We start from the raw sequence: 22,973 nt of genomic DNA on the forward strand, positions 1-22,973 counted from the left end.
TATCATACTTTTGTAATAAACAGTTGTTAATTATCAACAATATATAAATACTTTTATTGTTTTAATGACACAATCAGAGTCTATTCTATTTTAACAAATTCCTATCTTTATTTTCATAAGCAGTTCCATTGAAGGTACTGATTATAATTGTTACACTTGGTATTAGAAAGATTGTTATTATCGTAACAAAGATGTTTCACCACTATCATAATAAGGAGGTCATAGGATGTCGAGATATTCACAATTATGCCCGGTTCATTTCGGATCAGGTGAGATTAAAAACCTGGGAACCATAGCAAAGGAATCAGAAATGACTCATGTACTTTTGGTCACAGAGAGCGCAATCATACAGACAGGAATTCCGAAAAAAGCCGCTGCAAGCCTTGAAGAAGCAGGAATCCAGGTGGAAATCTACGACGGAGTGCAAATGGATGCCCCTGACACAACCGTTGTGGAAGGCGCAGAGATGGCAAAACGCGCAGGCGCAGACGGAATCATCGGATGCGGCGGCGGTTCCAGCCTGGATACAGCAAAAGCAATCGGCTTATATGTTACCAACATGGATACGGTGGACATTAAGAAAATGATTCATTTTGATCCACAAAATCCACTGTCCTTAAAACCGGCACTTAAAACCATTTCCGTTCCTACTACATCAGGAACCGGCTCAGAATCAACCATTGTGGCTGTAATCACGGATACGGATACCCATCAGAAATGCGGCTGCATTGCCCCTGCATGTGCAGCAGTTGTAGACCCTGATTTAACCGTAGGCTTAGGACCGGGAATCACTGCCTATACGGGTATGGATGCGTTCTCACACTGCAACGAATGCCTCTGTAATACAATGCCGAACCCCCATTCAGACACTCTGGCGCTTAACAGTATCGAACGAATCTATCGGTGGCTTCCAATTGCTGTAAAAGAACCAGACCGCAAGGACGCCCGCTATGAACTGGCAATTGCCAGCAACTTTGCCGGCATCGCATTTCAGGATTCCTCTGTAAACGTAGGACATGCCCTGGCGCACGCCCTGGGAGCAAAACTGCACATTCCTCACGGCATCGGATGTGCCCTTGCCACACCAGCGGTCATTGAACTGGTAGCCGGAGCACGCCCTGAGATTTATGGCAAGATCGCAGAAATATTTGAGCTGGAGATTTCCTCTGTTGAGGAACTGCCTGTGAAACTGGCTGATGCGGTCCGCTCCTTTAACCGAAGTGTTGGAATTCCTTCCTTAAAAGAACTGGGCTTTACAAGAGAACAGGTTCTGGCTACTGTTTCCTATGCCATGAATGAGATGATGCGTATGGCATGTATTGTTCCCCAGGATGAAAAAGTACTTACCAATATGATGGCTCAGACCTATGACAAATATCAGTAAGCCCCTTTTCTTATAAAACCTTCAATCCAATCAACAAAAAAAGAAAGGAATATCCATGAAATATCCAAATTTATTTTCTCCACTGAAAATCGGCTCCCTGACGATTCGAAACCGTGTCGTTATGGGTGCCATGGGCAACGGAACTGCTAATCCTGACCAAACCATCTCAGACCGGGCAATCGCTTATTATGCCGCCCGTGCAAAGGGTGGTGTGGGTCTTATTGTCAATGAAGTTACACGGGTTAATGATGAACACGGTATGATGACTGACCGCCAGACCTCTGTTACCGATGATAAGTTTATCCCGGACTTAAAGAGACTGGCTGATGCGGTTCATTATTATGACGGTGCCATCTTTATTCAGCTTCATCATCCAGGACGTCAGACCGTAGTACCTGGCGGAATGTGTGCAACCCCAAGCGGTGTCAAAAGTCTTCTGATCAACTGGCCCTGCTTTGAAATGACCACAGAGCAGGTAGAAGAACTGGTACAGCAGTTTATTGACGGTGCCAAACGCTGCAAAGAAGCAGGAATTGACGGTGTAGAACTCCATGCAGCCCATGGTTACATGCTTAATCAGTTCCTCTCTCCTTATACGAATAAGAGAACGGACAAATACGGCGGCAGTCCTCAGAAACGTGCACGGATTATTCGGGAAATCGTTACTGGAATCAGAAATTCCCTGGGTGACTATCCCATTATGCTGCGGATCTCCGCAGATGAATTTCTGGAACGCTCCATTTACCCCATTCCAGAGAATGAAACCGGCTTAAAACTGGAGGAATCCATTGAAATCGTCAAATATTTAGTTCCTTTTGGTATTGATGCAGTCAATGTCTCTGCCGGTGTCTACGAGACTATGAATGAGGCATGGGAGCCGGTTTCCTATCCGGAAGGCTGGAAGATCTATCTTGCAGAAGAAATCAAAAAAGCAGTTGACGTTCCTGTATTCGGCGTGGGTGTCATCCGTAATCCTGAATTTGCAGAAAAAGTCATTGCCGACGGACGCACAGATGGAGTTACCATTGCACGCGGAATGCTGGCTGACCCCGACTGGTGCAACAAAGCTGCCAGCGGACGTACCGATGAAATCAGACGATGCATCTCCTGTTTAAACTGTATGGAGACCATGTCTGAGGGCATTAACTGTGCTGTTAATCCACGTACTGGTCATGAATGGTTTTACAATGATTTGCAATGCGACGGAAACGGCAGACCAGTGGTCGTGATCGGTGCCGGTCCGGCAGGCATGGAAGCCGCTCTGACTCTTTCTGAAAGAGGATTTAAAGTTACGCTTCTGGAACAGAATGATCATTTAGGCGGTCAGGTATGGCTGGGTTCCAGACCTCCCCATAAAGAAAAGATGGGCTGGATGGGCGAGTATTATGATACAATGCTGAAAAAACGCAATGTTGATGTTCGTCTTCATACACCTGCTGCCATGGAAGAAATTAAAAAACTTAATCCTTACGCAGTCTTTGTGGCAACCGGATCGAAACCCATTGTTCCAGGATCCATTCCAGGAGCCCATGGTGCAAATGTCTATACTCCCGATGAAATATTAAGCGGAAAAACAGTTCTTTCCAATAAAAAAGTAACCGTAATCGGTTCCGGACTTACCGGTCTGGAGACAGCAGAACTCCTTGCCAATGGCGGTAACAAACTGGCAATCGTGGATATGGCTGATGAAATCGGACCTGGTGCTTACTGGCAGCCATTATCCGATATCAAGAAAAAGCTGAGTCCTTTTAAACCGGAATATTACCCAGGACACACCCTGTTGGAGATTCAGCCTGATAAGATTATCATAAAGGATAAAGCCGGTACCGAAACAGCTTTGGAGACCGATGCGGTTATTCTCTCCCTTGGCGTAAAACCAGACAACAAACTGGCTGAGGAACTGAAAAAGGAATTCGACAAAGTCGTTGTAATCGGCGATGCAGATCACATCGGCAGAATCAAACATGCGGTATCTGCAGGCTACCGTGAAGCATATCATTTCCACTAACATTTATAAAATCCAAAAAGCGCTGCCCGATCAATTGGATCAGGCAACGCTGTAACATATACTCCCCAGTAATATGATTACTTGATTTGGTTTTTTAAAACGGTAATCTCCTCTGCTGTCAGATCCCGTAAATCAGAATTTTCCATAGAAGTATTACTATTTTCAATTAACAGAAGCTTTGCATCTTTTGTCATTACAGTATTGTGCCAGAGAGATGGCGGAATCTGATATACTGCATATGGCTTCATCTCAATGGTAGTTATCACCAGACCGCCATTTTCCTCTTCCGCATACACAAGAGTACAACCTCCTGCAAGCAAAACGAACAATTCATCTGTACGGTTATGTCTTTCCAGATTGGCGATCTGCTCAATGTCATTGGAAGGTTTCCAGTTTTTAATTCCTACGGTCCACTCTGTATTTTCATAGACTCTTTTCAGCGCTTCTCCGTCATACTGATATTCTAATATTTTCATCTGTTTTTCCTCGTCCTTATTAATGTGCAATGCTTTTATCCTTCAAATGCCTGTAAAAGACCGTCAAAATCTTCACATGCTTCCAGTTTTACCATTGTCTGCTCATTTCCCAGTTTTCCGGCAAGCTCAGATAACAATTTTAAATGCACCATCGCATTGTCATTGTCAGAAGGTACTGCAAAAAGAAATATATAATGAACTGGCTGTTCATCATAGGATTCCCATGGAATCATGGACTTTGTCTTTCCTATTGCAATTCCTACATTCTTTACATAATCAGATTTTCCATGAGGAATTGCCACATGATTTCCGATTCCTGTAATACCTTCACTTTCCCTTACAAATACGTCCTTTACATAACCGTCAATATCAGTAACATATCCTGCTTCATAAAGAAGTCCTGAAAGATAGCGGATAGCAGATTCCTTATCCTCCGCTACCATATCCAGGTCAATTACTCTTTTATCTAAAATGTCTTTTACAGCCATATATTTGCTCCTTTACTTAATAAAGTACTGGTATAAATCCAGCCCTGTTTTCACCTGACGAATCTGTTTCATGAATTCATCATTTTCTGTCAGAGAAATAAAATCCTTATAAAATTGCTGCGTACATGCTTTTTGCAGATCAGTCTCCATTTTCAGTGCCAGGAGAAATACTACATCTACCATATCATCGTGCCAGGCGATGGGCTTTGATAGAACTGCTACCACCACTCTGGATTCATTCACGGCCTGATTGTTCCCATGGGGAATTGCCACACCACCTCCCACAGCAGTGGTTGTGGCTTTTTCCCTGTCCAGAACATTTTTCAAATACTCCGGTGACACATCTCCTGCCTCTAATAACTGATTTACCATCAGCTTTAGCAGTTCATCTTTATCCTTCACCGTAGGATGGACTAACATATAACCGGCCCTGAATAGCTGATGACATATACTGGAAGCTCGAAAACGCATATTTCCCTTACAGTTACGAATATTCGTCACCGCTTCCCTGATCGAAAATATGTCCTTATCCGTCGGAGCCACTCCAATATTTATCATTCTTTCATGGCTGTATTTCAGATTTGTATTTGTAAAAACAACATCATATCTGTCACACATAAATGGTTTGAAATCATGTTCACTTATTGCCTTAATTGATACAATCCCAGGAATATTCTTCTTAATCAGATCTATGATAAGCTGGGACGATCCCATACCTGAATTGCTAACCAGAAGTGCCTTCATCGGTATGGTTTTCCGCACAAGAGCGGATTGGATATACAGGGCAATGTTTGAGATCTCATCCTCTGTAATCTGAACCCCATAGTAGGATTCAAAGAGAGAACTGGTAGACCAGGTTGCCAGATACACCTGCTTATATTCAATTTTCACAAACTTACTGATGTTATCGGGATGTTCCTCCCCGTACCTCATTCGGAATATGGCAGAACGCATGTGCATCAATAACCCATCATACAACACCTGATCCTCTGATAAATCCTCATTGAGTACATTGGCAATGGTATGGATCACCTCTTTTACAAAACGCTGTAAAAGCTGGTTAAAATAACTGGGGTTGGTCCTCATATCATCTGCCCCGTCATTTCCGATCTTTCTGGCTGACAGCAGCATAGAGGTAAGAAACAAAATGTCCTGTTCCATATCACGAAGAGAAAATTCCTCTTTTACCTTATCGTAGATGGATTTTGCAAATAGATATTCCGTGAATTCCTTTACACTGTCTTCTGGTTCGCTCTCCTCTAAACGGAGTGAATGAGACGCTCTTTTAATGGAGAGACACACCATAACCCAGGCTGTCCGGAAGGAATTTTCCGCGAACTGGATTCTCCATACATTTTCCATATCCACAATAATGGTTTTTACCCTTGCATAGTTCACTCCTGCCAGGTAAGTAGCAAACAGGGCATCTGTGATCTCTGGCATAATGTATACCATATAATTGACCATTGCCTGTCTGCGGGATTTTTCTTCTCCCTGAACCATAATTCCTTTGCTGCGGACTGTTTCGATCTTTAAATTATATTTATGAAACCAATCCTCTACAGATCTTACAAGAACAGAAACCGTCGGAGCGCTCATATATAAGCGCTCCGCCAGCTGCTGAAGAGTAACCGGCTTGTCCAAGGCATATTTTAAAAGCATTCCTATGGCCTGATTGGCCCTTGACATATCCACTGCAGTTTCCGTGCTTTCAGAATACCCCATTGCCATCAGCTCCGTCCTTCTTGCTGTGATCAGACGGATGCCAATTCCCGGCCTCTTTTCTATATATCCCAGTTCTTTTTGTTTCAGCCATTGATCTACCTGATCTACCCTGGTTCTGGCAGTTTTCAGCGAAACTCCAAGTAAATCCGCCAACCTTGAAACAGGAACATTTTCATTGTCCAAAAGAGTGTTCAATATTTTATTTAAATATGCCTTTTCGCCTGTATGACTCATTTATTCTCCATATTAATAATTATTCATTTCCCGTTGCAATGGCATCTAAGAATTTATACTGATTCGCAGAACCAAGAACCTCCATATAATTCATTACAAACTTTTTAATTTCTTTTTCTGCTTCCATACACATGTGCATATAATCCATATTGGGTTCACGCTCAAGTGCATCTAACATTGCCTTTTTACCTACGGAAAATGCGTCAGTGGCTACATTTACTTTATTGATGCCGTATGCAACTGCCTTCTTTAAGTTTTCTTCTCCGGAACCGGAACCTCCATGAAGGACTAATGGCATATCAACAGTTTCTTTTAACAGTTTTAACCGGTCAAAGTCAAGCTTTGGAATCTTTCCCTTTGGATAATCTCCATGAGCGGTTCCGATTGCAACAGCCAGAGCATCTACCCCTGTTCTGCTTACAAAGTCAAGTGCCTGTTCAGGGTTGGTATAGAGATCTAAGTTGGTATCGTCAGAATCCACTGCCATTCCAACATGTCCCAGTTCTCCCTCAACAGAACAGCCAACAGAATGAGCCATAGCAACTACCACTGCCGTTCTTTTTACATTTTCCTCATAGTCCAGTGCAGAACCGTCAAACATGATGTTGGTAAAACCACGGTTGATGCAGTCCCCAATGATTGCATAATCCGTTGCATGGTCCAGATTGAGTGCAATCGGAACTGTAACTCTTTGTGCAAGTTCTTTAATCATTGGAAGCATTTCTTCTGCATGAGCATGGTTTTTCATCTGTCCGCATCCGAACTGGATAATCATGGGGGAATAAGCCTCCTGGGCTGCCATAATTGCACCCCTTACCATTTCCATATTGATACTGTTCATGGCCATAACCGCATAGTTGTGCTTGTGGGCGTGATCCAGAATTGTTTTCATTGAAGTTAACATAATGATTATTCCTCCATTTTTTCTTTTTTAGTGAATTTCAACGTTAAAGTCAAAATCCTCATCTTCCTGTATTATGTTGTCTTCCTCATCAAGAGGTTTCTTAATCAGCGCATATACCACACCTGTAACAACAGAACCGATAATCAAAGCGATTATAAATACAAGTGGGTTTTTCATCATCGGTACAACAAAGATTCCTCCAGCCGCAGCAGGGCTTTCACATCCGAATCCAACTGCAATTGCACCTGCAATGGTTGATCCCAGTACAGACGCTGGAATGAAACGAAGAGGATCTGAAGCTGCGAAAGGCAGTACACCTTCTGTAATAAAGCATAATCCCATTGGGAAAGCTGCTTTTCCTGCTTCTCTCTGGGTTGCACCGAACTTATTCTTTGCAATCAGAGTAGAAATAAATGCTCCGATCGGAGGTGTCATACCACCGATAATTTTTGCTGCTGCAGGTCCCATGATCTGGTCTGCCAGCAACGCATTGGCTGCCATGGAAGCTGTTTTATTAACAGGTCCACCAAGGTCAAAGCCCATACAAAATCCAATTACACCACCAATTACTCCCTTTGCTCCGCCGTTTAACGTAATAATCCAGGCCTGGAACTTTGTCATAAGGAATGCCATTGGAATCGAGAATACACAAAGGAAAATCATTCCGCATACCAGTGTTGAAATCAGAGGAATCAACATAACCGGCATAAGTCCCTGACTCCATTTCGGGATTTTCCATTTTTTCATCCAGTTAATAAAGTAACCGATAATAAAGGACATCAGCAAGCCGCCAATAAAGCCCGCCTTAGACTGTGAGGAACAATAACCAATTACCAGACCAGGCATAATACCGGGACGTCCGCAGATCGAATACGCAACACCTGCGGTCATAACTGCAACGGCAAAATCCATGGCATACGTACCAATCTTATTTACTCCCCACCAAAAACCAAGCCAGGTAAATGGGTTCATATTACTAAACGGGGTTGCTCCCCCCTGTACAACATCACCAATGTCATATCCGCCCAATGCCTTTGCAAGTGCGCATAACAGACCTCCTGCAACTACAAATGGTATCATATAGGATATACCGGTCATTACATGACGCTGAATATCATTCTTCTTATTATTCATGATCCACCTTCTCCTCCAATTCTCTATAATCCTAACTTTTCGTGAGTCTTCTTTATAACTCCCTTTGCAGACTTCATTACAAGACTGATCGGAATCTCAATAATTGGTTTTCCTTTAAACCTGTCTTTGGTAATTCCGATATCTGCTGCAATAATTACTACATCCGCTGCTTCGATGTCCTGAGGTGTAAGTGCATTCTCAATGCCGATAGAGCCCTGTGTCTCAATCTTAATCTCGTCACCTAACTCTTTTGCAGCTCCCTCTAACTTCTCTTTTGCAATATAAGTATGTGCGATTCCTGCAATACAAGCGGTAATACCTACTATCTTCATGTCTTTCCCTCCTGTTTTTTTGTTTGATATGATGATATCATCTTTCCTATGGCGGCTGTAAAAAAACCTATGCCCCTGATTGTGGTAATTCTTTCGTAACAGAATGTGGTTATAAAAACCCAATATTCCAGAAAACCTGCATCACAGGTATTATCTGCCGATTTATGGGTAAATATTTACTTTGTTTTCTTTTTCTTTCAAGAGCTTACATCTGAAATGCTTTATACAAAAAAACCATAGCTAAAATCAACTATGGTTTTGTGGTTTTATTTTATTTGCGGCAAAATATAATCAATCAGTTCAGCAACTGCACCCTTATTATTGCTGCACACCAGATACTTCGCCAGATCTTTTACTTCTTTCACAGCATTATTTGGAGCCACAGAAATATCTGCCTCTTTCAGCAGTTCCAGATCATTATAGAAATCACCAATTGTCACTATGATTCGATCCTTTACTTCTGGGAAATGCGCCGCTTCACGGAGAGCAGATCCCTTATTAATGCCCCTGGGGAGTAGTTCCAGATAATTATTACTGGAAAAAACAAAGTCTATGTATTCTTCCATATAACTTTTTCCAAGAGCATATACCTGATTGAGATCCTTTTTGTTTCCCATAATAAGAGATTTTAGCCATGGACCTTTTGCCTTGTCAAGGGAAGTAAATTGATAGGGTCTGTGGCTTTCCAGAAAATCAGGTACCGCCACCAAAGAGGGAGAAACAAACCATATATCTCCTTCGGGAGGGTAAACCTGAACATTCAACTGGGGAAAACAGTCCATTATCATTCTAAGGAATTCCCTTACCTGATTCGTAGGTAGAGCGTGCTTTTTTAAAATTTTCTTCTGATCATAACTATAAATGGCACTTCCATTATATACAATACTAGGACCATTGATTTTTACCTCAGTTAAATATGGTGCTGCATTCTTATGGCCTCGTCCTGTACTAATGCCAAACAAACCGCCCCCGTTAACAAATCTTGTTATAGCCTCTCTGTTTTTTTCTGGAACAGCCGTACGGGAATTAAAAAGCGTTCCATCCAAGTCACTAAAAAGTGCAATCTTTTTATAATCCATCGTCTACTCCCTTTATTTGAAATAAGTATCCCTGAATCTGCAAAGCTGAAGAGGCCAGTCTGTCTGCAGGACATCAATGCCCTTTCTTAAAGCCTCTCCCCATGATCGGTCTTTGCTTACGAGCAGAGCCATATCGTCATCAAGCTCTCCAAAAAGCCGATGCTGCCCATGCCCAGCCAGAGTAATGACATTTGCCCATACAAACAGATTATGACTCTTAATGTAATTGATGTTCTTCTGCAAAAACAGTTCCCCGTCATTGCTGCCTGTAATAAGCTCCATTCCAACTGTATTCACATTTGTATAAGAAAGCACCTTATCCACTTCTTCCATATTATATACAATTGGCATATACATATATTTCTCCCGGCAGTTATTAAAAAAATCCAGATATTCCTCTGTGACCGGAGTTTTGATAATTGCCTGATTGAGCGTATGAGGATATTTTCTCAGCACTTCTGCCAACTGGGGAAGACAATCCCATGCTCTGTCTATGTTGTAAAGCACCTCACCAGTAAAATAAGCGGCAACCTTTTCATATGGTTCTACCTTTGCTCCACTTAGCTTTCCAATGCTATTGAGATATTCGAACTGTTCAATCTCCTGACTGGACATGGTTTTTATATTTTCAGAACAGCCCAAAAGCAATGGCTCTGTCCCGTCATGAAATACATAAAGAATTCCATCCGTAGAACTGGAAATATCACATTCAAATATATCTCCTCCCATATCTATGGATAAATCAAAGGAAGGAATCGTATTTTCCACAATATTTCCTCCCCAGGCACCACGATGAACCGCTACCAGTGCCTTTTTCTCCGTAAAACGGCGATTTAAAATTTTATTTATATGCTCAAACTTCTCTTGACCAAACATGCTGTTTCCTCTTTTCTATTTGTATGAATTCTTTAATTTCCCATTGCTGCCTCGTCCGTATACAAGGATAAGCACTGCCGTAGAGATAACCATCATAAGCACAGCATATACAAAAGTCAGGGCTGAATGATCCGCATTCATCTGTTCATCCGTAAGGGCTTTGATATAAACTCCGAGAGGCTGGTTTACAGGGTGATACAGGAAAACAGATACATCATAATCAGCAAGAAGACCGTTAAAATTCAATGCAAAAATCCCCAGTACTGTTGGCAATAAAATCGGCAGCATGACTTGAAAAAAGATACGGATTGTTTTTGCACCAAGGTTTCTGGCTGCCTCTTCCAGGGAATCATCCAGAGCAAAAAATGCCGCTTTTGTCATTCGCTGTGTAAAAGGAATCTTAATAATAAAATATCCAAGAAGTAAAATCAGAGGTGTACCCGTAAGCACCTGATGAAACATAAAAAACCGCGGAGTATTATAAGTCGTAATAAGCCCGATTGCAATCAGCGTTGTTGGTAACAGCCATGGAATCATCAAACTGTATTCCAATCCCTTTGCCCATAACTTTTTCCCTTGCTTTTGAATTATTCTGCAAATAAATAATACAACCACTGCAACCAAAAAAGCTGCAACTGCAGAATACAAAATACTTACTAAAAACGGTCTGTAAGAAGTCTGTCTGGAAAACACATTTACATAATTAGCAAAGGTGAAACTTGATAAACGAAGTTCTCTTTTGGAAATCGTGACAGCATCTGTAAACGAAAATAAGATTACAAATAGAACTGGAACGGTATATATAAGAAACAAAACATACGCATAAATATGTGCCATTACGTTGAACAACGGATTCTTAATTTTTTGCTTCACCACTCTGGTCTTAACCTTAGAAACCGAGATATAATGCCCACGCCGTTCAAAGCTCATCATAATCATTAAAAGCAAAATGGTGGAAAGCCCTAAAAAAAGGGCAAGCAGCGACGCCAAATCATACGTTTTAATACTCTTGGTAAAAGACAAAATCATGGGGGTAATGGTCTGAAATTGACTCCCGCCTACTAATAGTGGAGCAGATGTCGCACTCAGCCCTGTAATAAAGGTCAGGATTGTCACCGCCAGTAAAGAAGGAGTAAGAACCGGAAGCACTACCTTCCACAAAATCTTTAACGGAGATGCCCCCAGATTCTGAGCTGCCTCTACCGTCTGATAATCTACAGAATTTAAGGCATTACGCAGAAATATCATATGATTGGAAGTACAGGCAAATGTCATAACAAACAATACCGCCCAGTAACCAGAAAACCAGTCCGTAGGGAAACCGGGAAATACTTTAGCTAAAATGTTTGTAAGATAGCCATTCTGCCCATATATAAACTTATATCCTGATACAAGAATAATTCCACCATAAACCAATGTGGTCATATAGCCAAGCCGTAGAATTCTGGCACCTTTTATATCAAAATATTCGGTTATCAACACTAAGCTGATTCCTATAAATCCCACAGTGAGGGACAGTGTAGGAGCCAGAATAAAGCTGTTACGCAAGCTCTTCATTGCCCGTTGAGACTCCAAAAGTTTTTTAACAGGTTCCAATGTCAGATGTCCCTCCTGCACAAAAACCGAATATACAGTATTTACGTTTGGAATTATAAGAAGGGCTAAAACCAGCCAGACAAGGAACACACCAATCAGGATGTTTATCAAATAGGTCTGCAAAAATCTAAATTTATCTTTTTTCATGAAATCACCTCAGTACTGCATGATATTAGAAGGACTAAAACTCAATGTTACAGTACTGCCTTTTTCATACAGCGGATTCCCACTGTTTTTTTCAACTACTTTGAAGATATGCCCTCCAAATTCCAGTTTATATTTAATATAAAGCCCATAATAATCATAGCCCATTACCACCGCCTGAAGTTCCATATCCTGATCTGTTGCTTCCTTATTAACATGAATGTGTTCCAGGCGTATATAACAGTGTTTGTCAAGATCTATCTCACTATGTTTATCCGCTCCAGCCAATAAAAGAACTTCTCGGGGGAGCCGATTGATATCTCCAATAAAATTACATACAAATTCTGTTGCAGAGTGATTATAAATTTCTGCCGGTTCTCCAATCTGCTCAATAATACCCTTGTTAAAAACTGCAATGCGGTCTGACAACGTCAATGCTTCCTCCTGATCGTGGGTAACATAAATCGTCGTAATGCCAAATCTCTGCTGGAGGTCTTTCAGTTCATTGCGCAATTGAATACGAAGTCTGGCATCTAAGTTAGACAAAGGTTCATCAAGGCAGATTATATCCGGTGAGGTCACCAGGGCGCGTGCAATTGCCACGCGCTGCTGCTGCCCTCCAGAAAGTTCTGAAACTTTCTTTAAAAGCTGTTCCTCCGTCAAATCCACCTTTAATGCCATTGCAAGCACTTTTGTTTTCACCTCTTCTTTGGCAATCTTTTTAACTTTAAGGCCAAATGCTATGTTTTCATAAACACTCATGGTAGGAAAAAGTGCATAACTCTGAAACACCATACCAATATTCCGCTTTTCCACTGGTTGATGAGTAATCTCTTTCCCTCTTACACTGATACTTCCTTTTGCAGGATTAAGAAAACCGGTTATTGTTCGCAATGTGGTAGTTTTCCCACAGCCCGAGGGTCCCAGAAAAGTAAAGAACTCTCCTTCTTTTATGTCTATATTAATATTGTTCAGTGCTGTGAAACTGCCAAAATTTACTTCTATATTTTTTAATTTAATCATTGCATTATCTCCTTCTAACCGGTTTCTCTTCTGCTTATCGGTTTTATTTCAGCCTGTCTTCCGCTTATGGCATATATTGAAGTTCAATTTTTTCACACCAGGCATCAATATTCTTGGCTGCCAGGGACCAGTCAATGTTTTGTGCCGGTAAAGAAGAAATCATTTTATTAAAATCATTTAAATCAGACAGTGCATCATTATTCGCAGGTAAAGTAGAAAACTGTTTTGCCCATTCTCCCTGTATCTGAGCACTGCCAAACCAATCAACAAAGCGCTTTGATTCTTCTAAATTCTTTGTCCCATTTATAATACCAACACTTTCAACTACAAACGGTACACCTGCATCAGGTACTACAATTCCAGTCTCCGTGCCATACTGCTCATCACGGGCAGCAATTCCACTGGACCAGATCTGTCCATAAAGAATAGGATCAGCAGGATCACTGATATGTGCATATAAATCCATGCCCTCCTGAGCCGGTACACCATTCTTATAATAAAGAGCAATTTGCTCCCAGCCCTCATCAGAGATTCCTAAATCTCCCTCTGGATCTGCATATCTTGTAAGAATTCCTGCTATGACGTGTCTGACAGTTGCTCCGCCAAGAGAACCTGAGAATTCATATTTCCCTGTATACTGCTCTTTCGTCCAGAGATCAGGCCAATCTTTAGGCGCATCCGCCTCTGATGTCTGTTTCTTATCATAAGCCATTAAAATCGCCTGTTTTACAATCGCATGATAATTATTGTCCGGGTCATTTAAACCTTTCCCTATTTTATCCGCCCATACCGGCTCATAAGAAACCAGAAGATTCTGTTCCTTTAAAGACTCCCAAAGCATGGAATAAAGACCAAAGCTTACATCAGCTACCGGCGCATTCTTCTCTGCAACAAGACGGCTGTATATATCTGCACCCCCGGCATCTACATATTGAATGGAAAAACCATCTTTTAAAGCACGTTCCACAAGCCAGTCCCCCCTTCCGTCGGAAACGGAATTGGAGTAAATGGTTAAGTTGACTCCAGTTCCTTTAACCAGATCTTCCCCTCCATCTTTATCCGCTCCAGAAGTACTGGGTGCTGGAGTTTCCGTGATCTCTCCACCTCCGGCTGTTGTTGTTTCATTCCCCGCCGGATTGCTGCAGGCAGTCAGACCAGTTGCTGCAACAACCAGCAACAGTGCCATGATCTTTTTCATGAGTATTTCCTCCTTGAATTTGTCGTTTATGTGTTGCTTACGTTTTGAATATACTCCCCGTTATTGGAACGTGTCAATATTATACTTTTCATTTTACAAACATTTATCTATATATTTACAATCATTGCATTACTTTTACTTTAAACTTCGTAAATTCAAACTATAACATTAAATTTTTTCAAGATTCAGTTGCTTCTGATATTTAGATTTGGTATTGTAGTATTAATAAATTTGAAGCTTCCAATTCAGGAGATAAAATATGCCTACTATTAAAGACATCGCCCGTGCCGCGGGTGTATCCCACGGAACTGTTTCCAACGTACTTAACAAAACCGGTAAAGTCAGTATTGAAAAAATACTCCTCGTAGAAGAGGCAGCAAAGAAATTAGGGTATGTCCCCAATGCCCAGGCACAGCTTTTACGCCAGGGTGTTCCAGATCTGGTGGCAATTGTGCTGCCCAATTTACGCGACTCTATTTATCTGGACCTTTATACCGCCCTGCAGATTTCTTTTCAGTCATACGGTTACGAAACCGCACTTTATATTACAGGTGATATTGCAAGTACAGAAGAAAAGATTATAAAGAATCTTCCTCTGTCCCGAATCGCAGCTCTGGTTGCCGTATCCTGTCTTAGAGATGAATCCGCCCATCTTTACAACAGCTTTTCCTTTCCAATCATTTTTGCCGAGCGGAAAATCGAATTAACAGGCAATCACATATCGTTTTTTACGTTTGATTTACAAGCCGCCGGATACTCCCTTGGAAAATACATTCTGGACCAGGGCTGGAAATCCGTTGCCTTTTTTTCAGCTCCCAGCTATTTTGAAAACGCAAACAGAATATTTAGCGGATTCAGTGACGCCCTTAATAACACTGCTGTCTTCGTTCAGAAATTCACCTCAGACACCAACCTTATTTTAAACAAGGCATTTGACATCATCCACGAAAATCAGAATCTGGATGCAATTATAACAACCTGTTCTGAGCGGGCAAATATGCTATCCACTGCTTTACAATTTTCCGAAAACAGGAAAAAACCTGCAATCATAACCATTGATTCTTTCCGCCCATTTTCAAATCCTCACTACAAGACCTTTGAACTGGATTACAGTCAGATGGGTGCACGTATTGCAGAAACTGTAAGCACTCATCTACATAAAAATACCGATCTTCCTCATCAATACACCATGCCCTGCAAAGGATTTCCGTTCAGCTATCCCTTTATCAGCAAGGGCATCCCCCAGTCCCTGACCATGCTGACGTTGGGTTCTCCTGGTGTCAGTGCTCTGGAAAAACTTTCCACACAGTTTGAGCAACGGACTGGAATCTCTTTAAAAATTACAAGCATGCCTTACGATGATTTATACGAACACATCCAGCTTCTTAACAGTGACTTTTATTACGATCTGATACGGATTGATCTTGCATGGCTTGATAGCATGGGACCTCTGGTCTATAAACCACTGAAAAGTCTTGGACTTGATACAAACGGTTTCTTAAAGGAACTAACTTCATCCCCAGAAAATGATTACAGCCTTCCGTTTGATCCCAGTGTTCAGATATTTTTATACCGGACCGACTTATTCTCTGACGCCACTTTATGCCGGGCATATTACGAACGTTACCGGGAAGCACTTGCCATTCCAAAGAATACAGATCAATATCTTCGTGTGGCAGAATTCTTTACCAGAGAATCTAACCCACATTCTCCAACCATTTACGGTGCCACCTCAACCTGTGGAATGGCAATTACTGCCTCCTGTGATTTCATGCCCTTTTATCTTGAAGGACTTGAAACATCACAGGAAAAAACGACTTTTGGCATCACAAAACTGGCAGATGCCCTTCAAAAATATTCAGCACTTTTCCAATACACCAATAAGCAGCAATCCCTTTGGTGGCAGGATTCTATCCGGGGTTTTGCAGATGGTGACACCGCTACCGCTACCACATTTTCAAACCATGCCGCTTATTTAATTAACAGCAAACGCTCCAATGTGGTAGGCAGAACCGGGGCAGCCATTCTGCCTGGAGGACATCCGCTCTTAGGAGGCGGGGTGATTGGAGTCAGCCGCTATAGCAGGCAGGAGGAAGCCTGCCGTCAATTCTTCCAGTGGTTTTATAGCAATGATATTGCTTCTGCTGTTGTACGCCTGGGAGGTACCTCACCCCTGACCAATGTATATAATGATTTCGAAAATCATGTACTCTTCCCATGGCTTCCCGCTTCTCGGGAAAGCTTAAAAGTCGGAACCAGAGGGGGCAAAGAGGTGCCAGTTGGAAAACTGTCCATAAGACAGTATGAAAATATCATAGGAATTGCCGTAAGAAATGTAATTAATAAAAAAATGACGCCTCTGGAGGCTGCAGAAAATGCCCAAAGAATTTTCTTTAGTCAGATTGAACCAGATTAAAAAAGCGGAAAAAGAGCGATAAAGTCTGCACTCGCAAAGACTTTACCGCTCTTAAAAAGTTTACTACTTTTGCATAATATGAATCGCAAAACCACCATATTCTCCATCTAAATAGATGTTTTTTAACGTCCCTTCCTCTGTATAAGCAGCCGTTTCCATACGAAAGGAGAATCCTTTTTCTTTTAATTCGTCTACAGCCGCCGTTAAATCAGGGGTACGCATGGCAATATGACCATTAGAACCCAGGAACGGTTCTTTCATACATTCAAAGAACGGACCAGCAAATTCTGATTTTTGTCCATGACGAGGTTCCAGGTTAAACATCACGCTTAAAAGCTGTGCAAGATTTTGCGCTTCCTCTGCATTTTGTGTATTAATTCCAATATGTTCTAATTCAAACTTATTTTTCACAGTAAACCCTCTTCTTTCTAAGTTTTATCCGTGCCCATTTGCCTACATTGGGAACATCAGCAACGAACCAGCCGTTAAAGCAATGAGACGAATAAAGTATTGTGGAATCGTAAATTTCCAGAACTCCGAAAGCTTATAATTTCCAACCCCCATAACCATTGCAGGCATACCGTCGATCGGAAGGAAATGTCCGCACCAGCCAGATATTACAATTGCGCATGCAGCGGCAGTGGGATCAAGCCCAAGGCTGGTACATGTGGCAATGGCAAGAGGTGTAAATACATAAACAGTTCCAATGGTAGAGCCGGTCATTGTTGCAAGCACACTTGTAAGGATACAAAATGCAAGAATCATAAGGAATGGATTGATGTTTGTTCCAAGCATTCCTGCTACAGTTGAACCAACGAGACTTGTTAATCCAGTGCTTCCAAGTGCATCGGCAATGCCGATCACTCCGGCTGACATCAGTATAATGGGAGCTGATATGGCATCTCTTATTTCTTTAAAATCCATGACTCCAATCACAAGGATTACGGCTACAGATAAACCAGGGATTGCATATCCAGCATCGCCGATAAAGCTTTGGAGTATCATTCCTATTACTGCCGCTACGAAGGCAACATACGTTACATGCTCTTTCCATTTTGGCAAGGTACTGACCGCTTCTCCCTGGGCTTTTGCTGCATCTGTAGCTTCCGCAATCGGGTGATCAGGAAGAAACTTATACTGAATCACACAGTTAAACAAAAAGCCAAGAGACAATATTAAGTTAATAATTGCAAATTTAACCACAGACACCTGAGCAATTACACCGGCACTGTTAAGTACTGCAATCACTATTCCATACTGCAATGCAGTGTTAAACGGAAGTAATGGATGATTTGCTGCAAACCCCGCAGTCATTATAACCTTTGACGGGGGCAGGTGCTTATTCTCCGGCAGTGTGGAAAGCAAACCAATGGTCAAAACATAGTATGCTGTGGAACCAGTTCCGAACAAACTGCAGCCCAGCATAACAATGACAATGATAAACAAAAAGGCTTTGAATTTTCCTTTATTCGCTATGTTGAACATAGATTTTTTAAAGGCAGTAATAAAACTGGTTTTTTGAAGCGCTGCAATAATCGCCATAAATTCAGCAAGCATAATGATGGTAGAATTTGAAAATCCAGCAAACGCGCCCTTAATATCCGTAATTCCAAAAATAACAAGCAATAGACATGCCAGTATGGGAGGTGCGCCAAATGGTAATTTGTCTGCCATAATCAGTATAATCATAAATACTGTGATTCCTAAAGCAATAATCATTTGAGGTGTCATATTCTTTCACCCTGGCCTTTCCTGGTCTCATAGTTTAATAAACTTATTCATTTCTCAGTTAAGATATCAGTTGCTCTTAGCGGCTGTTGGATTATACACACCAACCTGTTCCCGTTTTTCTCCAAGAACATCTTTTTCATTAAACTGTATATACTTTACTCCTTTACGGGTGCGGGCAGCATAGGCAAGATGTAACACTCCATCTCTGGTTTGCATGATAAAGGGATATTCATACTGCTTATTATTTGTTTTGTTCTCATCACCTATGAAGCCTTCCCCCCGCTCCATCAAACGTATTACTGGAAACGTCTTCCCTCCATCTTCTGATAAAGCCACTGCCACAGGACATCGCAGTCCCGGCCAGGAAGCCTTTCCAGGCTGCGGAAATGGAGTACAGGTGGGATTGTATGCAATAGCAATCCGCCCGCTTTGAAGCTTTATGGCACTGATACTGGAATTATTGTTTGGTAAATCTGTTGGTACCGGCTGACTCCAGGTCTCCCCCCAGTCAAAGGATTCACTCCGGTGAATGCGGTATGCCTCCCGGTTACGCATAAAAGCCACCAGATGCCCGGAATCAAGTTCTACCACATTGGCATGAACATGCCCGTTGCTCTTTGGCATCTCTACTGTCTTCCAGCTCTTCCCCTGATCATGAGAAATACGGAAAACCGTTGGATCTCCAGACAGGCCATCTAAAGAATCACTGCAAATCCAATTGGAGAATATCCAGGTTCCATTGGAAAGAACCTGAATCGGCTGTCTGCAAAAGGTTCCCTCTTCCGGAAAAACCTCCTCATATGGTTCCCAGGTCTTTCCGCCGTCACTGCTCTTCTGGCAGCGGATTACTGCCGTATACTGCATGTTATCTTTTCCTTCCTGCCGGTCAAGCTGTGCCGTGTACATTGCCCATACCTTATTATCCGGACCATAAAACAGGGAAGGGTTCTGTTCACTGCGGGTTGGATCATTGGAGATATCTACCGGCGGAAGCCATCTTGCACTTCCTTTTGGAAGAATTGAACCAATAATATGAACATCAGCGCTGCCTTCATAACTGCCGGCAAACCAACAGCAAATCAGATTGCCGTCAGGAAGTTCCAGCATTGCAGGGGCATGGGCAGTGGGATAACCGCCAGTGGGCAGCAATGCTTCATATACTGCCATCTCTTCATTCTCATAAATGGTTCCATCCCAGGTGAGTCCTTGAAGTTTTGGATATTGCATAATTCTCCTCCTTATTACTGACCTCTTCTCTCTTTCTGTCACCAGACAGATTGCTGTATGAGAAGATATGTATTATTGATGACATTATGACATATCCACTGGCAATTTACATTAAAAATTAAGTCAAAAATGTTGCATTTTAGAACATTATTATAAATGATAGTGTTTAAAATTGAAATATCACCATGATAACCACCTAATAATTTTATAAAATAGTATTTTTTTATTTCATAATAACAAAAAGCCATTGCAGAATAAGTGATTACTCACCTATTTTGCAATGGCACCAATTGGCATACGGGTAATTTCCGATAATCCTTTTACCTGTTTTTCTGCTGAATACGTCTTACAAGCTTCATCAGTTCCATAATTGGAATAATAGAAACAGCAATTAAAACTGCAACCGAATATTCCGCTATTGAAATATGTTCAAACTCAAAGGCTCTGCTTAAAAATGGCACATAAATAACCGCAGTTGTCAGGATAAAGGAAGCCAGAAGCGAACCAAATAAGAACTTATTTTTTGTCTTCAACCGAAAGATGGATTCATGTCTCGAACGCATATTAAAAGAGTGGAACATTTCAAGAAGAGACAGAGATAAAAAAGCCATTGTCATACCATCAGCACTTTCTGCAATTTCCCATAATCCGCTTTCCATGTAATGACCTACAAAATATGCCAGCAGAGTAAGTAATCCAATCACAGCTCCCTGAAATAACGTCTCACCGGCAACCCCATCGGCAAAAATTCCATCCTTGGCATTTCTAGGGTTACGCTTCATAATATCCGCTTCCTGCTCCTCCATACCAATGCCGATGGCAGGAAAACAGTCTGTAATCAAATTAATCCATAACAAATGAACCGGTTTCAATATGGTAAAACCAAGCAAACTGGCAATGAATACAGAAATAACCTCTGCCAGATTGGAGGACAAAAGAAACTGTATGGCTTTTCTTATATTGTCATAGATACGTCTTCCCTCAGCAACCGCACTTACAATTGTTGCGAAATTATCATCGGCAAGAACCATATCTGCAACGTCCTTTGTAACATCGGTTCCAGTAATTCCCATACCAACGCCAATATCCGCTTCTTTAATAGAGGGGGCATCATTGACACCATCTCCAGTCATGGCAGTCACCCTGGATAACTTCTTCCAGGTCTTTACAATACGGGTCTTATGCTCGGGCTGTACTCTTGCATACACCGAATAATTCTCAATGCTTTTTTCTAGTTCCTCATGAGATAGCTGATTAAGCTCTGCTCCTGTAATTGCCATACTGTTATCTTGCAGAATACCAAGTTCTCTGGCAATAGCAACTGCAGTATCCTTATGATCTCCCGTAATCATAATGGGACGGATTCCGGCTTCCTTACATTCAACAATTGCCGCCTTTACCTCAGGTCTTACAGGATCAATCATACCAGATAAACCAAGATAGATTAAATCATGTTCTATCTCTGCAGGTTCAATGGAAAGAGGTACTTCCGGCAATTCCTTCATGGACGCACACAAAACTCTCAGGGCTTTATCTGCCATTTTCTTATTGGAAGCAATAATATCTGCACGGAGTTTCTCTGTCATTTCCACTATATTGCCATCTTCATAAGCCCTGCTGCACCTTCTTAACACCTCATCAGGAGCACCCTTTGTGAATTGAATGACCGTGCCATCAGACCTTTTGTGAAAGGTTGACATCATTTTTCTAACAGAATCAAAAGGCGCCTCGGCTACCCTTACATATTCCTTCGCAAGCTCTGTCTTTGACAAACCATTTTTAAATGCATCATTAACAAGAGCACATTCTGTCGGCTCTCCCACTGCCTGGGATTTATCTACATCCATTTCTGCGTCAGAGCAAAGTGCCATTGCAGTCATAAGAAGTTTCTCATCAGAACCGGAATGTTCCACAACCGTCATCTTGTTCTGAGTCAGAGTTCCTGTTTTATCAGAACAGATAATCTGTGTACATCCAAGGGTCTCTACTGCAGTGAGTTTTCTTATAATCGCATGTTCTTTTGACATTTTTGTAACACCAATGGAGAGAAGTATGGTGACAACCGCTGCAAGCCCTTCCGGAATGGCTGCTACCGCAAGAGAAACAGCAATCATAAAAGTATCAATCAGAGCATCCAGGTGAATCTCACCTCCAGCCATCAAAATTCTCACAATGTCAATGGCAAACATAAAAGCACAGATAGCCAGAACCATAATTGATAAGGTTTTTGAAAGCTGGTTGAGCTTTATCTGCAATGGAGTTTCTTCCTCTTTGGCAGTGTTAATGGCACTTGCAATACGTCCGATCTCTGTATTCATTCCTGTATGGCATACAACAGCTTTGCCACGTCCGTAGACAATCGTAGAGCCTGTATAAACCATGTTTTTTCTATCACCCAGAGTCACTTCCTCTGAATCTGTCTGAATTATCTTTTCAGTCTTTGATACAGAGGTTGATTCCCCTGTAAGTGCCGCCTCTTCCACCTTTAAGCTGGCACATTCGATTAACCTTGCATCTGCAGGCACCGCATCCCCTGCTTCTAAAAGAATAACGTCACCGGGAACAAGCTCCTCCGATCGAACACTTTCAATTTTATTATTTCTAATTACATGTGATGTAGCTGCTGCCATGTCCTGGAGCGCCTCTATTGCCGCCTCCGCTTTTGATTCCTGATAAACTCCAAGTGCTGCATTAATTGTTACAACAAGGAGAATAATCACGGTATCTATCATACTTTCACCCTCATAAAGTGATGTAATACCAGAAATAACTGCTGCAACAATCAGCACAACATTCATAAAGTTAATTAGTTCATTAAAAAACCTTTGAATCAGTCCTGCTTTCTCGCCTTCTTTTAATTTATTTAGACCATACTTTTCTTTTCGTTCCTCCACCTGGGCACTTGAAAGTCCCTGTGGCGATGTTTCAAGCTTTTTAAGAACATCAGAGGATTCCATGAAATACTCTTTTTGCATTGTTTTTCTCCCGCAATTTATTA

18 protein-coding genes are annotated in these 22,973 nt (G+C 41.6%); 3 read left to right on the forward strand and 15 right to left on the reverse strand.

Translation table 11 applies throughout. The features are described 5' to 3' along the window. Positions 1-226: 226 nt before the first annotated feature. Both FAY33_RS14895 and FAY33_RS14900 read left to right on the forward strand, forming a co-directional pair. A complete protein-coding gene (locus tag FAY33_RS14895; RefSeq protein ID WP_143322022.1) occupies positions 227-1,384 on the forward strand; it encodes an iron-containing alcohol dehydrogenase in 1,158 nt (385 codons plus the stop codon). 55 nt (positions 1,385-1,439) lie between these two features. Next, complete coding sequence (locus FAY33_RS14900) at positions 1,440-3,392, forward strand: NAD(P)/FAD-dependent oxidoreductase (RefSeq protein ID WP_143322023.1); 1,953 nt, start codon at positions 1,440-1,442, stop codon at positions 3,390-3,392. Positions 3,393-3,469: 77 nt separating this feature from the next. On the opposite strand, the gene FAY33_RS14905 is transcribed toward FAY33_RS14900, so the two are convergent. From FAY33_RS14905 to FAY33_RS14955, 11 genes are all read right to left on the reverse strand, one after another. Then, entirely contained in the window at positions 3,470-3,868 is a 399-nt protein-coding gene (locus FAY33_RS14905) for a cupin (protein ID WP_143322024.1), read from the reverse strand. Positions 3,869-3,903: 35 nt separating this feature from the next. Further along, entirely contained in the window at positions 3,904-4,356 is a 453-nt protein-coding gene (locus FAY33_RS14910; protein ID WP_143322025.1) for a PTS sugar transporter subunit IIA, read from the reverse strand. Positions 4,357-4,368: 12 nt separating this feature from the next. After that, positions 4,369-6,315: a PTS sugar transporter subunit IIA gene (locus tag FAY33_RS14915; RefSeq protein WP_143322026.1), complete on the reverse strand. Its 1,947-nt coding sequence runs from the start codon at positions 6,313-6,315 to the stop codon at positions 4,369-4,371. A 19-nt stretch (positions 6,316-6,334) separates the two neighbouring features. Next, positions 6,335-7,219, reverse strand: a complete 885-nt coding sequence (locus tag FAY33_RS14920) for a class II fructose-bisphosphate aldolase (RefSeq protein WP_143322027.1) — start codon at positions 7,217-7,219, stop codon at positions 6,335-6,337. Between the two features lie 27 nt (positions 7,220-7,246). Continuing rightward, positions 7,247-8,353 carry a PTS fructose transporter subunit IIC gene (locus FAY33_RS14925; protein ID WP_143322028.1) on the reverse strand — a complete coding sequence of 369 codons (1,107 nt, stop codon included), beginning with the start codon at positions 8,351-8,353 and terminating at the stop codon, positions 7,247-7,249. Positions 8,354-8,376: 23 nt separating this feature from the next. Continuing rightward, positions 8,377-8,685, reverse strand: coding sequence for a PTS fructose transporter subunit IIB (locus tag FAY33_RS14930; protein WP_143322029.1), 309 nt, complete (start codon positions 8,683-8,685; stop codon positions 8,377-8,379). Between the two features lie 266 nt (positions 8,686-8,951). Next, positions 8,952-9,764, reverse strand: coding sequence for an HAD family hydrolase (locus FAY33_RS14935; protein WP_143322030.1), 813 nt, complete (start codon positions 9,762-9,764; stop codon positions 8,952-8,954). A gap of 12 nt (positions 9,765-9,776) precedes the next feature. Beyond that, entirely contained in the window at positions 9,777-10,640 is an 864-nt protein-coding gene (locus FAY33_RS14940; protein WP_143322031.1) for a glycerophosphodiester phosphodiesterase family protein, read from the reverse strand. A gap of 15 nt (positions 10,641-10,655) precedes the next feature. Further along, entirely contained in the window at positions 10,656-12,383 is a 1,728-nt protein-coding gene (locus FAY33_RS14945; protein WP_143322032.1) for an iron ABC transporter permease, read from the reverse strand. Between the two features lie 9 nt (positions 12,384-12,392). After that, the gene (locus FAY33_RS14950) at positions 12,393-13,403 is read right to left on the reverse strand and encodes an ABC transporter ATP-binding protein (RefSeq protein ID WP_143322033.1); all 1,011 of its coding nucleotides are present in this window, start codon (positions 13,401-13,403) and stop codon (positions 12,393-12,395) included. A gap of 64 nt (positions 13,404-13,467) precedes the next feature. Next, positions 13,468-14,601, reverse strand: a complete 1,134-nt coding sequence (locus tag FAY33_RS14955; RefSeq protein WP_143322034.1) for an extracellular solute-binding protein — start codon at positions 14,599-14,601, stop codon at positions 13,468-13,470. 259 nt (positions 14,602-14,860) lie between these two features. Between FAY33_RS14955 and FAY33_RS14960 the strand changes: the two genes are divergently transcribed. Continuing rightward, on the forward strand, positions 14,861-17,017 hold the full coding sequence (locus FAY33_RS14960) for an extracellular solute-binding protein (protein ID WP_143322035.1): 2,157 nt from the start codon (positions 14,861-14,863) through the stop codon (positions 17,015-17,017). A 63-nt stretch (positions 17,018-17,080) separates the two neighbouring features. Here the strand turns inward: FAY33_RS14960 and FAY33_RS14965 are convergent, their stop codons facing one another. The 4 genes from FAY33_RS14965 to FAY33_RS14980 all read right to left on the reverse strand — a co-directional run bounded on the left by FAY33_RS14965 (position 17,081) and on the right by FAY33_RS14980 (position 22,950). Then, on the reverse strand, positions 17,081-17,428 hold the full coding sequence (locus tag FAY33_RS14965) for a 2-dehydro-3-deoxyphosphogluconate aldolase (protein WP_143322036.1): 348 nt from the start codon (positions 17,426-17,428) through the stop codon (positions 17,081-17,083). Between the two features lie 42 nt (positions 17,429-17,470). Next, complete coding sequence (locus FAY33_RS14970; protein WP_143322037.1) at positions 17,471-18,748, reverse strand: SLC13 family permease; 1,278 nt, start codon at positions 18,746-18,748, stop codon at positions 17,471-17,473. A gap of 66 nt (positions 18,749-18,814) precedes the next feature. Next, entirely contained in the window at positions 18,815-19,975 is a 1,161-nt protein-coding gene (locus FAY33_RS14975; protein WP_143322038.1) for a sialidase family protein, read from the reverse strand. A 320-nt stretch (positions 19,976-20,295) separates the two neighbouring features. Next, entirely contained in the window at positions 20,296-22,950 is a 2,655-nt protein-coding gene (locus tag FAY33_RS14980; RefSeq protein ID WP_143322039.1) for a cation-translocating P-type ATPase, read from the reverse strand. Positions 22,951-22,973 lie beyond the last annotated feature (23 nt).

The sequence above is a fragment of the Clostridium sp. HBUAS56010 genome (assembly GCF_007115105.1).
Taxonomy (GTDB): domain Bacteria; phylum Bacillota; class Clostridia; order Lachnospirales; family Lachnospiraceae; genus Lacrimispora.